Raw genomic sequence first — 14,607 nt, 5'->3', positions numbered from 1 at the left:
ATAGAGGACCTTAGTTCCCTCTTATCTGCCTCAGCGCTGATTTTTGGGAAATAGCGGCCTAGAGTTCCCTTCGCACATCATGAGATGGCCAATTAGTTCTTTGCAAACCATGGCGGCCTCTTGTTTCTATTCTTTTACAAACACAAGCGTCCCAAAACGCTGCGGAATATGAAAGTCCACTTTACCGGTGGGTGACCACGCCCAGTAATGCCGTTTACCTGCGATATCGTCATCAATCCGATACAGGTTCCATCCCCACTCGGCACCGTGCCGAGGGACTCGCACCAGCTCCTGCTCTCGCCCTAGCTCTCGCTCCTGCATTCGCTCCCACTCCCGCTCCCCGCCCCCAGCCAGCAAATCAGCAAAAGGGATCCGCAGCTCATAATGCTTCCACCCGGCTTCGCCATCCGCAACCGAAGTCGTCATGCCCGTGGCGTCCCAGGCCACATCGACCTCTTTGTTTCCATCGAGGCTGTTGCGGATCAAAGCATCGAATTCAACGCCCTTTGGGCTAAGCTCGAATTCATAGTAGACCTTGCCTGTGCCGATGGGATCGAGGAACACTTCCACGACATCCTCCTCATAGATCGGATCATCACGCCGCTCCATCGTCGCCACGACATGATCGTCCTCGCATTCAAACCGCACATGCAGAGCATCCTCCGTCCAGCAAGCACGGAAACGCGTCTCCAAACGCGGCTTGCCCCCGGTTACTACTTCAACCAGCGTTGCTGCAGCCATTTCCTCCCATGGAAGATGACCTTCGGCTGCGCTTATAAATCGGCATTCGTATCTCATCCTGGCTCTTGCTCCTCGCTTTGCTATTAGCTTTTATACACAATATTAATATCATGTTCTTTATCTAAAAAGCTAGAGATTTGATCGCGCGCCTCAGACTTGACGTCTTTTAACCAGGAGGCATCCAGCTTGTCGATCGCTTCCATTCTTAAGTTTTCATATTTGGATTTCGCTTTTTCAATTCGGGCCGACCGGTTTCGCGTAAACATGAAAAAAGAGATAGAAGCGAGCAGCGATCCCGATAACAGCTTGTTCGAGGGCAGCAAATTAAGAATGGCTAAGGCATTGCCGCCCGAAACTAGCAGCACTTTTTGATAGAAAGTGAATATAAAATATAGAACCAACACGCCGGTTATCGCTATAAATCCCCATTGAGTCTTCTTAAGCTTGTCCCAATCATTCTTTCTCTCTTTCAGCTTATCCAACAATTTCATCGTATCGTCGCTTAGATTTAGTTCAGGCTGCTTCATCGGCACTCCCCCTCACTACCATCGTATGCTTGATTACAATGAATCTTGCAAGAAAAAAAGACCGAAAGCATCACTCATAGAGCGTGGTCGAAGATGCTTTGGTCTTTGAATATTCATGTTAGAAACGCTTTTTTCCTACCAGGAACTTTTTGTTTCCTTTTTTCGCTGTCACAGGCACATGCTTATAACTGCGGATCATCGGATTTTTGCATAGAGGACAAGTTGGTAAAGCTTCCGTAACGAATTCTTTGCGAACCCATGCTTTACAATCTGACTCTTTACATTTCCAAATTTCAATCTGTTCGACTTCTGGTTTCTGTTCTTCCGTAACGGTACTCGTTGATGTAGACATTTCAGCATGTTCTCCCTGTTTCGTAGATTAGACTACTTATTATTATACAGATCCCATTTAATATCAAGTCTTTCCCGTATTCAAAATTATTTACCGATGGTAGAATGGGAAAAGCGGCTACAAATTAGACACACAATACAAAGGCAGGAATCTAGCATGACAAATTTGCTTCGAGAATGGAAGTCACAGTTTCAGGGTTACAGTCGAAATATTTTGCTGTTCTTTTGGTTTAACTTTGTTTGGAACTTAGGATTGGGCATGTTCGGACTCGTTTATAATCTGTATGTGAAAAGTCTAGGCTATGAGCAAACGACGGTCGGCAGCATCGTCGGCATGACGGCACTGGCTGCCGCCATTATTCTTATCCCGGCTGGCATGATGAACGACCGGTTCGGGCCAAAACGCGTCATTACGTTTGGTCTCGTTTTTACCATAGTCGCTTTGACGGTGCGTTCTTTATTTGAAGCCGAAGGAGGCATGTTAATATCCTCTTTCTTCGGAGGCATGGCGCTGGCCGTTGTTTCGGCGACGATTCTGCCTTTTATGGCCAACAATTCCACTCCGCAGCAGCGTGTGCATTTGTTCAGCTTCAATATGGCGCTCGTAATGATCGCTAACGTCGTTGGCATTGCGCTGGGCGGCGTACTGTGCGACTTTTTTCAATTCATCATCGGGCTGGAGGAAATTCTTAGCTTGCGTTTTACTTTATTGATCGGAGTCGCTATTGCCGCGCTTGGCATCATTCCTGTCGCTTTATTCGAAAAGAGCGTACAGGAAATACAACCCGAGAAGCAAACGCTGAGCATCAAGCATACGTGGCAGGCACATAAAACCTCCCTTCAAGTCATCGCTATTTTTTGTTTGTTGGGATTGCTGTCCTCGATCGGCGGGGGCATGATTGTTCCGTATCTCAATGTGTATTTCGAGGATCGGTTTGAAGCTTCGAAGTCCGCCATCGGCATTGTTGTTGCTTTAGGCCAAGGCGCTACGGCGATCGCTTTCCTGATTGGGCCTATGATTGTGAAGAGATTTGGGGAAGTCAAATCCGTTGTCTATTTGCAATTGTGCTCCATCCCTTTCCTTCTCTTGACTGCTTTCTCCGCAAATTTCTATTTGTCCTCCGGCGGATATTTGTTCCGTCAGGCACTGATGAATGCGGCGAATCCTTTTTACAATTCGGTCAAAATGAGCTATGTCCACCGCTCGCTGCGCGGACTGGCCTCCTCTTCTGGAGAAGCCGTTTTCAATCTCGGCTGGTTTTTGGCGGCTCCGGTGAGCACAGGCCTCGTCTATCGCCACGGCCCCTACTATGGCTATGCGTATGCCTTCTGCATCACGGCTGTAGTCTATACCGTAATCTCCTATTTATTCTATTTCTTTTTCGGAAAAAACCGCTTCAAACCCGTTGAGGAATCCCAATAAATCTAGCCATCTTACTCTTAAAATGATTTCTTTTCTATCGTTGACTTCTGCGATGGAAAGGAAATACAATAAAATGAGAGCGCATACATAAGATCAATTTTGAACTCGTTTCCAGGTCCGATTTTGATTGTGAGGAGATTGCTATATGAAAAATAAAATCATCTTTAACGGACAAAGCATTGTCTTAACGTGGATGATTTCCTACATCGTTATTCTCCTTTTACCAGTCGTAATCGGCTTATTGCTGTATGTGGAATCCAGTAGAACGCTGAAAGAGGAAATTCAGCAAGCCAACGATTCCTTATTGAAGCAGGTACGCGAGGTGATGGACAACCAGTTTAAAGCCATGGAGCAGCTGAATTTCGAACTCACCTGGAACGTGAATATGCAGGAACTGCTCTATTCAAATAAGTACGAAGCGTTTCCCAAAGAGTACCGCTATGATATCTCCCAAATCGCACGCAATCTATCGATATACAAAACCTCCTATCCGCTGATTGACTCTTTCTATGTCTATTTGTATAAAGATCAATCGGTTATTCTTCCGACGACGGTTAGGCCAAGCGCTTTTGCCTATCAAACCTTGCATATGAGCGATGAGTTTTCCTTCTCCGCCTGGCAGGACATTATGAATCGTCCCATTTTCAAAGGTTTTATTCCGATGACCCGAATCGGCGACGATAATAAGCTGCGCAAAACTGTTGCCTATATCAGCACTTATCCCGTTGAGCATAATCAACCTCTCGCCACGAATGTGATCATGGTGGATCAATCGCGTATCCTTGGCGCCATTCAAAACATGGAAATTTTCAATAAAGGCCACGTCTTTATTTTGAATAACGAGAATCAAATTCTGGCTTCCAATTCCGCCAATGCGCTTCCGGACGATTTTCCTTACGACAAGCTCGAGACTGCGCCGAGCTTCTATTTTTCCGGCTCCAGCGGTGAGAAATATGAGGTTTTTAACATTCAATCCCCCCGTTCCAAATTAAAATACGTTTCGATCATGCCGAGTACGATTTTCTGGCAAAAGGCCGCTCACATCCGTAATTTAACCTATATGAGCATGGGAATTTCACTGCTTGGCGGCGGCATTCTCACTTTCTTCTTTTTACGTAGGAACTATAATCCAGTCCGGCGTTTGGTTCATGCTTTTTCCAAAAAGCAAGCTTTAACCTCGGGCCAACGCTACAACGAGTTTCATTTTATTCAAGAAGCCGTCGACAGCACCTTGCTGGAAATGGCCGATTTCAAGAGCAAAATGGAGCAGCAGCATCATATGGTCCGCTCACACTTCATTGAAAAGCTTCTGAAAGGCAAACTCGACCGGCGCATACCGATTGCCGAAGCCTTAACAAGCTTTGATATGAAGCTGGATCAGAAAGATTTTGCCGTCATGCTGCTAGTCGTCGACACAAGCGCGCCGTTCTTCGAACGGATTACCCACACATCGGATGAGGATAAATGGAAGCTGCTTCATTTCATCATTATGAATGTCGTGGAGGAGCTGCTTTCGAAGCGGCATCGCGGTTATGCGACGGAGATTGACGACTCGCTTGCGTGCTTAGTCAATTTAACGCCGGAAGAAGGCGTTAACGGCAAGGACGAGCTGCTGCGCATCGCCGAAGAAACGCAATCCTTCCTCGCAGCTACTTATGATATTCATCTTACGATTTCGATCAGCAGTATTCATGAGCACATTTCAAGCATCCCTCAAGCTTTCTTGGAAGCGCTCGATGCCATGGCCTATAAGCTGGTTATGGGCGGGCGGGAGATTCTCGCTCACGACGATTTGCAAGCGAACCGGGTATGCGAGCCGGCTTCCGGGTATTATTTCCCGATGCAGGTTGAGCAGCAGTTCATGTATGCCGTCAAATCAGGTGAACTGGAGGAAGCTCAGAGAATCCTTGTCGAGATTATGAACAAAAATTTTGAAATCCGCGGAATTTCCGTTTCTTTAACCAAATGTCTGATGCTCATCCTGATCACCACGATGATGAAAAGCATCAGTGAAACCGGCGATATTCAAGAAAGCTTCTTTATCCGCAATCCCAAACTCATCGACCGGCTGTTAAGCAGCAAAACCGTCCAAGAAATGAATCAGTATTTGAACGAAATGCTCGTACAAATCTGTGCCTACACCGCAGCCAAGCGGCAGGCCGCCATTTCGCAGACACGGCAAAAAGCGATGCAGCAGCTCGTGGATGAAATTTCTGCTTTTATTGAGGACAATTATTCCGACGCGAACTTGAATGTGACCTTGATTGGCAGCCATTTTGACCGCAAAGCGACCTATTTGTCGAAGCTGTTCAAAGATTATGCAGGCGAGGGACTGCTGGATCGGATCAATAAAGTCAGGATCGACAAGTCCAAGCAGCTGCTGAGAAAGCAGGAGCAATCCGTCGGCGATGCCGCATACGGGGTCGGGTTCAACGATATTAATGCCTTCATCCGCGTCTTCAAAAAAGTCGAAGGCATCACACCGGGGAAATACAAGGAACTGGCAGAAAAATAACAGCTTTGGGCAGCCGCCAGGCTGTCCTTTGCTTTTCTTGCGTTCGCTCGGGGCGCTCTTCGCCAAGTTCAGAAATTATTTAACGGACACACTAGCCGTTATATAAGCTAATCGCTCAAGTGAGCCGGAGTATCGGACTGAGGAGCCGTTAGTCGCTTGTTCAGTCGCTGTTTTAGGTCATTTCAAAGCAAATAGCGTCGCGTGTGTCCATTACATTTGTTTTTATCGTACATGGTACGAATAGAGGCTTCCCGGTCCGTTAGGCTCACGCTATGAAAGATTACGACCCCATTTTTGGCTATTTTGAAGACTCAATTGGAGATTTTGTAGAGCATTATCGCAACATTTCGAGATCAAATTGGATAATTTGCAGATAGCTAGAATGTAAGCGCTGTCATATAGTGAAGGTGTGACAACCAGCACCAGAACAACGCTTTCGAAGCCAGTTTTTCTGGCGAAAAACTCAGTAACGCTTTCGAAGCCAGCTTTTCTGGCGAAAAACTCTTAGGAGGTCAACCGATGCAAAAAAACAGAAAAAAGATGTTCACCGTGCTTGTCGCTACATCGTTAATGGGAAGCTTGACGGTTGCTTGTTCGTCTTCCGGTACGCCGAGTACGCAAAACAGCGCCAGTCCGAAAGCAACCGCCGGGGCAGCGACAACTCCGGCGACAACGGCAGCGGCAGCCGTCACGTATCCGATTAAATCGGACAAAACGCTAACGTACTGGGGCGAGCTGCCCGGCAACCTGACCGGAGTTAAAGCCGCACACGCTGACGTTCCTTTCTTCCAAGATTGGCAGAAAAAGACCGGCGTTCCATTGAAATTCCTTGCCCCTCCTACGAACCAAGGACAGCAAGCATTGAACGTTTTGTTAGCTTCCGGCGACCTTCCGGATATGATCGAGTTTGACTGGCAGGGGGCCTTCCCCGGCGGTCCTGAAAAAGCAATCAAAGACGGATACATTTTAAAACTAAACGATACGCTCGATAAATTTGCGCCGAACTTGAAGAAATACCTCAAAGAACATCCGGAAATCGATAAACAAGTAAAAACCGATAATGGAAGCTACTATTCCTTCCCATTCATTCGCGGCGATGATTATCTGCGTGTCTATCAAGGTCCGATTGTCCGGAAAGATTGGCTGGACGATCTAGGTCTGCCTGTTCCTGAAACGATTGACGAGTGGTACACGACACTTAAAGCTTTTAAAGAGAAAAAAGGCGCTACAGCCGCATTCTCTGTTGTCAGCGTGCCCAGACCGTTCAACGAATTGGCAAACGGCGCCTTCGCCGGAGCTTTCGGCGTGACGCGGGATTTCTACACGGATAATGGCACCATTAAGTTTGGTCCGGCTGAAAAAGGCTACAAAGACTTCCTCGCCACACTGCACAAATGGTACGAGGAAGGATTGATCGACAAAAACTTTGCAACGGCCGACAGCAAAGCTTTGGATGCCAACATGGCTTCGGGAGCAACCGGCGTGACCGTCGGCAATGCCGGCGGCGGTATCGGCAAATTCCAACCGCTGATCACAGCGAAAGATCCGAAAGGCGTGCTCGTCGGAGCGCCGTATCCGGTGCTCAAAAAAGGCGACATCGCCATGTACGGCCAGAAAGATCCGTCCTTCTCGCCTGGCGGTATGGTTGCCATCACAGCTTCGTCCAAAAACATCGAGACAGCGGCCAAGCTGCTTGACTATGGCTATTCCGACGCAGGCCATATGTTCTTCAACTTCGGAACCGAAGGCGTTTCCTACAAAATGGAGAATAATTACCCGAAATACACCGATCTGCTCATGAAAAATCCGGATAAACTGGCTCCGGCGCAATCGATGTCGCTTTACATCCGCGGTAATTACAACGGTCCTTTCGTTCAAGACAAGCGTTACATCGAGCAATATTTGGCCTTGCAAACCCAGCGTGACGCCGTTACGACTTGGTCCAAAACAAATGTAGATAAGTACAAATTGCCGCCTATCACGGCTACACCGGAAGAAAGTACTGAGCTTGCCAAAATCATGACGGACCTCAACACATTGGTCGACGAAATGACGCTCAAAATCATCCTTGGCACAGAGCCTGTAGACTCTTTTGAGAAATACCAAGAAAAATTCAAGTCCGTGAAGCTGAGCCGCGCGCTTGAAATCAAGAAAGCATCCTTGGACCGTTATAACAAAAGATAATTAACACTGCCGAGGGAGGGCACTACCCGCGCTCCCTCTTCTCAAGAAAATCGCGGCGAAAGGAGAGATTTCATGCGCAAAGATGGGCAAGCAGCGTTCCAAGTACGCTTCAAACGCGATTTTCTGCTCAATAAATATTTGTACTTGATGATGGTTCCCGTATTGGTCTACTACATTGTCTTCCATTATGCACCGATGTATGGAGCTCTGATTGCCTTCAAGGAGTATACCCCGAATAAGGGCATTTTGGGCAGCTCATGGGTCGGCTTCCAGCACTTCAACGATTTCTTCAGCTCCTACTATTTCTGGCGGATTCTCAAAAATACCGTCATTATCTCGCTATACTCGCTTTGCTTTGAGTTTCCGGCTCCTATCCTTCTGGCGATTCTGATCAATGAGCTGACGAACAAAAAATTTCAGCGTTTCGTGCAAACGGTCACGTACATGCCCTATTTTATTTCACTGATCGTGATTGCCGGGATGATCAAAGATTTTACGAACAATGGCGGTTTGATCAATAACTTCTTCACTCATTTTGGCGCCAGCGATACGGCGATGCTGCAGAAACCGGAACTGTTCCGGACGATCTATATTTTATCGGAAATATGGCAGAAAATCGGGTGGGAGTCCATCATTTATTTAGCGGCTCTTATGGGGATCGATCAGGAGCAGTACGAAGCGGCGAAAATGGACGGAGCCAGCAAACTGAAGCAAGTTTGGCATATTACCCTGCCGGGTATTCTCCCCACAATCGCCATCATGTTCATTCTGCGGATGGGAAATTTATTGAACGTTGGCTTCGAGAAAATCATTCTGCTGTATAACCCGAGCACCTACGATACGGCTGACGTTATTTCCTCCTTCGTGTATCGGAAAGGATTGATTGAATTCGGTTGGAGCTACTCCTCCGCCGTCGGCTTGTTCAATTCCGTCATCAATCTGGCCCTGCTCATTGCCGCCAACAAAATCAGTAAAAAAGTAAGCCAAAGCAGCTTATGGTAAGAAGGAGGGACTGAAGTGAAAACCAGCTACTCAGATAAAGCGTTTACTGCGATCATCCACGTTTTATTGCTCTTGCTTGTTGTCGTTACGTTGTATCCGCTTCTCTACGTCACCTTCGCTTCTATCAGCGACGCTGGGCAGTTGATCACCCACAAAGGATTTCTGTATAGGCCCTTGGGCTTCAGCCTCGAAGCATACAAAAACGTTTTTGACAACCCTGCGATTCTCAAAGGTTACCGGAATACGCTGTTCATCCTGACCTTCGGTGTTACAACGAACCTTATCGTCACCTCATTAGGCGCTTATGTCCTTTCACGTAAAAATGTCATGTGGAACAATGTGTTTATTTTCATTGTCGTCATTACGATGTTTTTCAGCGGCGGCCTCATCCCGCTTTACCTTGTGGTCAAAGGCGTAGGTTTAATTGATTCCCTTTGGGCGACGATTCTGCCTTTTGCCGTGAACACCTTTAATCTGATTATTATGCGTACAGCCTTTATGGCTGTGCCTGAAAGCCTTGAAGAATCTGCAAAAATGGACGGGGCGAACCATTTTGTCATCCTGTTCCGCATCATTATCCCGCTCTCCATGCCTGTCATTGCCGTTATGATTCTTTACTATGCCGTTGAAAAATGGAATGGTTGGTTCTATTCCTCCATCTTCCTGAAAGATCGCGATCTCTACCCACTTCAGCTCACCATCAGGGAAATTCTGATCGCGAATAATACCGACACCATGACAACCGGGGCCAATGCAGCCGATCAATTTCAAATCGGGGAAACCATCAAGTATGCCACGATCATGGTCGCTTCCGTACCGATTCTCATCTTATACCCTTTCGTGCAAAAATATTTCGTCAAAGGCGTTATGATTGGCGCAGTCAAAGGGTAACAATTAAGAGCCAGGGCGCATCCAGCTCCCCGGCTCTCTTCTATTTACGCTCGTTAATCGCTTTAATCCGTTCAACCGGAATTTTCGGCTTCCGGTCATAGGTGAGCAAGCCGTTTATTTCCTGCTCCACATCGGTTAATTGCGTATAACAGTAGCCCTGTACAACTCCCGAATTGAGCAGAGGACGGATGACAGCACGCAGCTTCTGCTCATAGTCTTCATCGTTATCCGCGCCTGAATATCCCCAGCCCTCCCAGTCGCTCTTCTTGTAGGCAATGCCGCCAAACTCGGTAACGAGAATCGGCTGGTTTTCATAAGGGAAGCCTTCTACAGAGAGGCGCCGGTTAGCCGGCATCGCCTGAACAGCCTTCTCCTTTGAGCTGTAGCGTGCTGTCAGCACCTCTTCCCGCCACTCATAATCATGAATCGCGAACAAGTCCGTTTTCACCAGTTCCCAGCCGTCATTGGAGATGACTGGACGCATCGGATCGAGGGATTTGGTCAAATGGTACATGGTCAGCGCGTGCTGCTGCTGCCTTTTATCGATTTGAATATTGGGAACTCCCCAGCTTTCATTGAGCGGAACCCAAGCAATAATCGCCGGGTGGTTATAATCCCGTTCCACAGAAGCTTGCCATTCCTTGGTAAAACGCCCTACGTACTTTTCTGAATACTCATAGGCATTCGCCGCCTCGCTCCAGACAACAAGGCCGAGCCGGTCGCACCAGCACAAGTATCTCGGATCTTCCAGCTTCTGATGCTTGCGGGCGCCGTTGAAGCCCATCGCTTTCGTCAGCTCTACATCCTGTTTGATCGCTTCATCGCTTGGCGGCGTCAAATTTCCATCCGGGAAATAGCCTTGATCCAGCACCATTTTCAGAAAATAAGGACGGTTGTTGAGACAAAGCTTGCCATCCTCGATTGAAACTTTACGCATTCCGAAGTAACTCGTTACGACATCAACAACTTGTTCGTCGAGCAATAGGGTAAACGTCACATCGTACAAATTCGGATGCTCCGGCGACCACCAGCCGCCAAGTCCGTGATCGTTAAAATCGCTCAAACGAACCTTTCTCGTCCCAAAACTGTCTTTCAGTGAATACGTATCCTCCGAAACCAGCTCCCCTTTGAAGAAAATCTCAACCTTCACCTGCTGTTTAACCTGTGCCTTAGCGGCTTCAATGAAAAATTGGAATTCCACCTGCTTCTCATCAATGTCCGGCGTCATTTTCACTTTTTCCAAATAGGCGTCGGCGGATACCGCTTCCATCCATACCGTTTGCCAAATGCCGGTCGTTCGCGTATAGAAAATACTTGCCGAATTCGAAAGCCAGTACTGCTTGCCTCTGGGGAGCGTCACATCCCGGGAGTAATCGACGGCTTTGACGACCAATGTATTCGTCCCATCCTGCAGGGCATCGGTAATATCCGCATGAAAAGGCGTATGCCCGCCCTCGTGCGTCGCCACCAGACAGCCGTTGACCCAAACGGAAGCATCGTAATCAACCGCGCCAAAGTGGAGCAAAACCCGTTTATTTGCAAATGAATTCGGAATTACCACTTGCCTGCGGTACCATACAACATCATGAAATTCATTGCTGCCAATACCGCTCAGCTTGCTCTGAAACGCAAAAGGCACCTGAATCGTTGTGGAAAATGCCTTATCGCCTGTATGCCACTTCTCTTTGCTGCCTGCACGGTCATCATCAAATTCGAACTCCCACTCGCCATTCAAGCTCACCCAGTTGTCTCGAACAAATTGAGGTCTAGGGTAATCTGCCCGGGGTTGATTTGTCATAGTTGCGGCCACCTCCATAATATTAACTAAAATGTTAATTAAATAAGCTATGTATAACTAAGACTATTATCATCTTCCCCTTATTTATTGTCAATACATGTTATTCAATTAACTTCTAAGTTACATTAAGTGAAGAAGAAGAACATAGCCCGCCGCCGCAGGCACAAAAAAACGACACAGGGATCATCCCCGCATCGTCCTTTTTCCATTAATCCATGTACCCGGCAAATCCATGTTTCATCAAATACGCCATTTCCGCTTCCAAAATGGTGTCCACCGCCAGCTCCGTCAGCTTCACATCCGGCCGGCTCAAAATATGATCGATCAGCTCGTCGCTGTCGATATCGACTTCCCCTTTAGCGTTTTCCTCCGCTTTGAGAATGTACGCTTTCTCATACTTTAGCACGAGCTCAATTTGCTTCGTATCTGCCTTCGATTGTTCCGCAATAAAACGGATCAGCTCTTGTTCATTCAATTCCTTGCTCATGATGAGTCATCTCCTAGTTCCTATTCGGGTTTATCACTATTGTAGCATAGTTGTCCCACTTTTATTTTTCTCAGCGATACACGTCTTGCCCGACCCATGTTAACATAGAATGAGTTGGAAAAACATACCTAAACTATGAACATCAAGGGGGCATTTATGGATCTAGAACAGCGCGTTGCCGCATTGGAACAAAAAGTTAAAGCGCTGGAGCAGCTCCTGGACCAAGCGCTGGATCGCAAAACGGCCGCAAAATCGCAAAGCTCAGATTGGCCGTCTCCTAAAACGGAGCAATCCCAGCCGTCTCCTCCGTCTCGTCCGCATCAAGAACCCGCTGTGCCCGCGGCTCCGCCCGCTCCCCCAAGAGATTGGGAGCATCTAATCGCCCGCGTCTGGCTGCCGCGCATATTTATCATCGTCTTCCTGCTTGGCGTTCTCTGGGGGTTTACTGCGGCCGTGAGTGCCGGCTTCATCACGGAACCGGTGCGGTGCATCCTCGGAATCCTTGCAGCAGGCCTTATGTACTGGCAAGGCGAAACACAAATGCGCCGCACGCGCACAGCGCTGGGGCAAGTTCTGCTCGGCGGAGCAAGCGCAGTTCTGGTGTTATCGCTCTTCGCCGCGCATATGCTCTTTGGACTCATCCCCCCATGGCTTGCGTTTGTTCTTTATATCCTTTCTATTGCTGCAAGCGTGTTTACAGCGATTCGTCACCGATCTCAGGCACTCATGATCATCACCCTGCTTGCCGGTTATCTCGTTCCTTTCATGGTAGCATCTGCACAGCCGAATCATTGGGTTTTCGCCGGTTATGAAGGCCTCTTTTCCATGGCGATGATGCTGTTATCCTTGCGTTATTCTTTCCGCGGCGCTTATTTTACCGCTTTTGGCGTACTGCATTTGCCCCTGCTCCTTTCAACCTTGCTCAGCTATGGCGCGAATGACCGTACCGCTTTGCTCACCGTCGTCATCCTGCAGCATCTGCTCCTCTTCGGGATTGCGCTTCTGCGATCCCAAGACAGCCGAATCGGGCAGCGTATCACCTTGTTCTTAAGCTTTGGCCTGGTTGCCGCATGGACATACGGACTGTATGGCGATTCAGCCGGGGATCGGCACCTCTACGAGTGGATGCTCGCTTTGTGGTCGGTTCTGTATATCGGCACATCCTTCCGGCTCCACTGGCAAAAGCGTGCCTTCTCCGTGCAGCTATCGATCGCGACGTTCAGCACGTTCCTATGGCTGCTCAGCGTCCTTCATGCCGACCAAAGCGGAGCAGCGCTGCTGATCGAAGGCGGCATAGCTCTCTCTTTGGGAGTCCGCTTCCAAAGCAGACTGCAGCAGCTCAGCGGCGCTCTCGCTTATTTGATCGGCATGCTGTTTGTATTCGTCCATCCTATTCATCGCATAGGCTCCTACGAATCTTTCGGTTGGCTGGTGCTTGTCGCTACCGTTTGCGGTCTATACGCCTATTTCCGCTCTTATGCCCGGGAAGGCCGTGTACCGTCGCGACTCCCTCTCCTTTTGCTATGGATGGCATTTGTTTTTCTGCTCATTTTCATCTCCCAATTAACGAATGTCCTGACGAGCGGGCTCGATGCTGATTACAAACATCTTATCCTCTCAGGGGTCTGGGCAGTGTACGCCGTGCTCCTCATTATTGCAGGACTGTTTGTCCGGCGAGCGAAGGCGAATCTGATCGGCATCCTGTTCTTATTCGTCACCCTGCTCAAAATCATATTCATTGATTTACCTGACGTTTCCACCGCCGTTCGGGCGATCCTGTTTATCGGCCTTGGCGCCATTGGGGTTGGAATCTCCAGGCTGTTTTATAAGCGCAAGGAACCCAACGACCGTTGACTTAACGTAAAAGCCTTCACCCCCGCTTCCCTGGGGATATGAAGGCTTTTTCACTTTTTCGGGGGCATGATAGAATGTGAACTTTCCTTGAAATCATTGCATTACCCTTTAAAATAGCGTATATTCTAGACTTGCGATTAAAATTTTATATATAATATGTATTTACTTACAAATACATACATTAACAAGATAAAGAGGTGGATCACCATGACTTTAAAAAAAACAGCCGCAGGCGTAATCCTGCTTACGATGATGGTTACCGGAGCAGCTTGCTCCTCAGAACCGAAAAACACGGCAAGCCCCGCTCCAACGGCCAGCGCTGCCGCTTCCCCGCAGGCAACTGCTGAGACTCAGGACGCTGTCAATATGAAAGGGTATATCGCTGCCAGAATTGCGCAAGAAAAAGCGGGCTTCCTTTTCGGAGAAGCAAAATCCAAAGACGACAAGCCGATTCTTAACCCTATCGCCGCAGACAGCAAAGAGAAAGCCGTGAAATTCCTTTCCAGCTACTTCGATAGCGCGATGGCGGATAAACTGGCGGCTCACTATTTGACCGATCAGAAGGCTGACGGAGCCATTGTAACAAACTCTGCCGCGTTCTTCCCGACTAACCTGTTAACTACAACAAAAGCGGACATCACGTTCGATGCGGCGAATACAGCCGATCTAGTCAAGTTCACGACGAAAGACGGCGTAACCTACTCCACCAAAAAAGTAGACGGCAAATTTATTGTCACTGACGCAGCAAAAAAATAAGTCTTGCCCAAGAACAGGCGAATCGAAGATTCGACCTGTTTTTTCTTTTTCGCGGCCTGCATCTTGGAGATAAAAAGA

Annotated in this window: 12 protein-coding genes; 7 read left to right on the top strand and 5 right to left on the bottom strand. The window is 48.0% G+C overall.

Annotated features, from left to right (window positions below; genetic code table 11):
• Positions 1-126: 126 nt before the first annotated feature.
• From AC3WRW_RS29830 to AC3WRW_RS29820, 3 genes are all read right to left on the bottom strand, one after another.
• Positions 127-798 carry a carbohydrate-binding family 9-like protein gene (locus AC3WRW_RS29830; RefSeq protein WP_492549847.1) on the bottom strand — a complete coding sequence of 224 codons (672 nt, stop codon included), beginning with the start codon at positions 796-798 and terminating at the stop codon, positions 127-129.
• 26 nt (positions 799-824) lie between these two features.
• Positions 825-1,268, bottom strand: a complete 444-nt coding sequence (locus AC3WRW_RS29825) for a DUF2663 family protein (protein ID WP_492549846.1) — start codon at positions 1,266-1,268, stop codon at positions 825-827.
• A gap of 118 nt (positions 1,269-1,386) precedes the next feature.
• The gene (locus AC3WRW_RS29820; protein ID WP_171684039.1) at positions 1,387-1,620 is read right to left on the bottom strand and encodes a cold-inducible protein YdjO-related protein; all 234 of its coding nucleotides are present in this window, start codon (positions 1,618-1,620) and stop codon (positions 1,387-1,389) included.
• A 6-nt stretch (positions 1,621-1,626) separates the two neighbouring features.
• On the opposite strand from AC3WRW_RS29820, the gene AC3WRW_RS29815 reads away from it, so the two are divergent.
• The 5 genes from AC3WRW_RS29815 (at position 1,627) to AC3WRW_RS29795 (ending at position 9,634) form a co-directional block, all read left to right on the top strand.
• Positions 1,627-3,042 (top strand): MFS transporter, encoded by a 1,416-nt coding sequence (locus tag AC3WRW_RS29815; RefSeq protein WP_492549845.1) that lies wholly within the window; start codon positions 1,627-1,629, stop codon positions 3,040-3,042.
• Between the two features lie 145 nt (positions 3,043-3,187).
• Positions 3,188-5,557: a helix-turn-helix domain-containing protein gene (locus AC3WRW_RS29810; RefSeq protein ID WP_492549844.1), complete on the top strand. Its 2,370-nt coding sequence runs from the start codon at positions 3,188-3,190 to the stop codon at positions 5,555-5,557.
• 519 nt (positions 5,558-6,076) lie between these two features.
• On the top strand, positions 6,077-7,741 hold the full coding sequence (locus AC3WRW_RS29805) for a type 2 periplasmic-binding domain-containing protein (RefSeq protein ID WP_492549843.1): 1,665 nt from the start codon (positions 6,077-6,079) through the stop codon (positions 7,739-7,741).
• 72 nt (positions 7,742-7,813) lie between these two features.
• A complete protein-coding gene (locus AC3WRW_RS29800; protein ID WP_492549842.1) occupies positions 7,814-8,743 on the top strand; it encodes an ABC transporter permease in 930 nt (309 codons plus the stop codon).
• A gap of 15 nt (positions 8,744-8,758) precedes the next feature.
• Positions 8,759-9,634 carry a carbohydrate ABC transporter permease gene (locus tag AC3WRW_RS29795; RefSeq protein ID WP_492549841.1) on the top strand — a complete coding sequence of 292 codons (876 nt, stop codon included), beginning with the start codon at positions 8,759-8,761 and terminating at the stop codon, positions 9,632-9,634.
• A 40-nt stretch (positions 9,635-9,674) separates the two neighbouring features.
• Here the strand turns inward: AC3WRW_RS29795 and AC3WRW_RS29790 are convergent, their stop codons facing one another.
• Entirely contained in the window at positions 9,675-11,432 is a 1,758-nt protein-coding gene (locus AC3WRW_RS29790; protein WP_492549840.1) for a glycoside hydrolase family 2 protein, read from the bottom strand.
• 208 nt (positions 11,433-11,640) lie between these two features.
• On the bottom strand, positions 11,641-11,919 hold the full coding sequence (locus AC3WRW_RS29785) for a hypothetical protein (protein ID WP_492549839.1): 279 nt from the start codon (positions 11,917-11,919) through the stop codon (positions 11,641-11,643).
• 156 nt (positions 11,920-12,075) lie between these two features.
• Here AC3WRW_RS29785 and AC3WRW_RS29780 point away from each other — a divergent pair, with 156 nt between their 5' ends.
• Positions 12,076-13,773 (top strand): DUF2339 domain-containing protein, encoded by a 1,698-nt coding sequence (locus tag AC3WRW_RS29780; protein ID WP_492549838.1) that lies wholly within the window; start codon positions 12,076-12,078, stop codon positions 13,771-13,773.
• Between the two features lie 207 nt (positions 13,774-13,980).
• Positions 13,981-14,529 carry a hypothetical protein gene (locus AC3WRW_RS29775; RefSeq protein WP_492549837.1) on the top strand — a complete coding sequence of 183 codons (549 nt, stop codon included), beginning with the start codon at positions 13,981-13,983 and terminating at the stop codon, positions 14,527-14,529.
• The last annotated feature ends 78 nt before the right edge of the window (positions 14,530-14,607 follow it).

The organism is Paenibacillus sp. FW126-R14 (assembly GCF_058789495.1).
The sequence above is the reverse complement of the archived record's forward strand: the minus strand, read 5'-3'. Positions and strand labels throughout refer to the sequence as shown.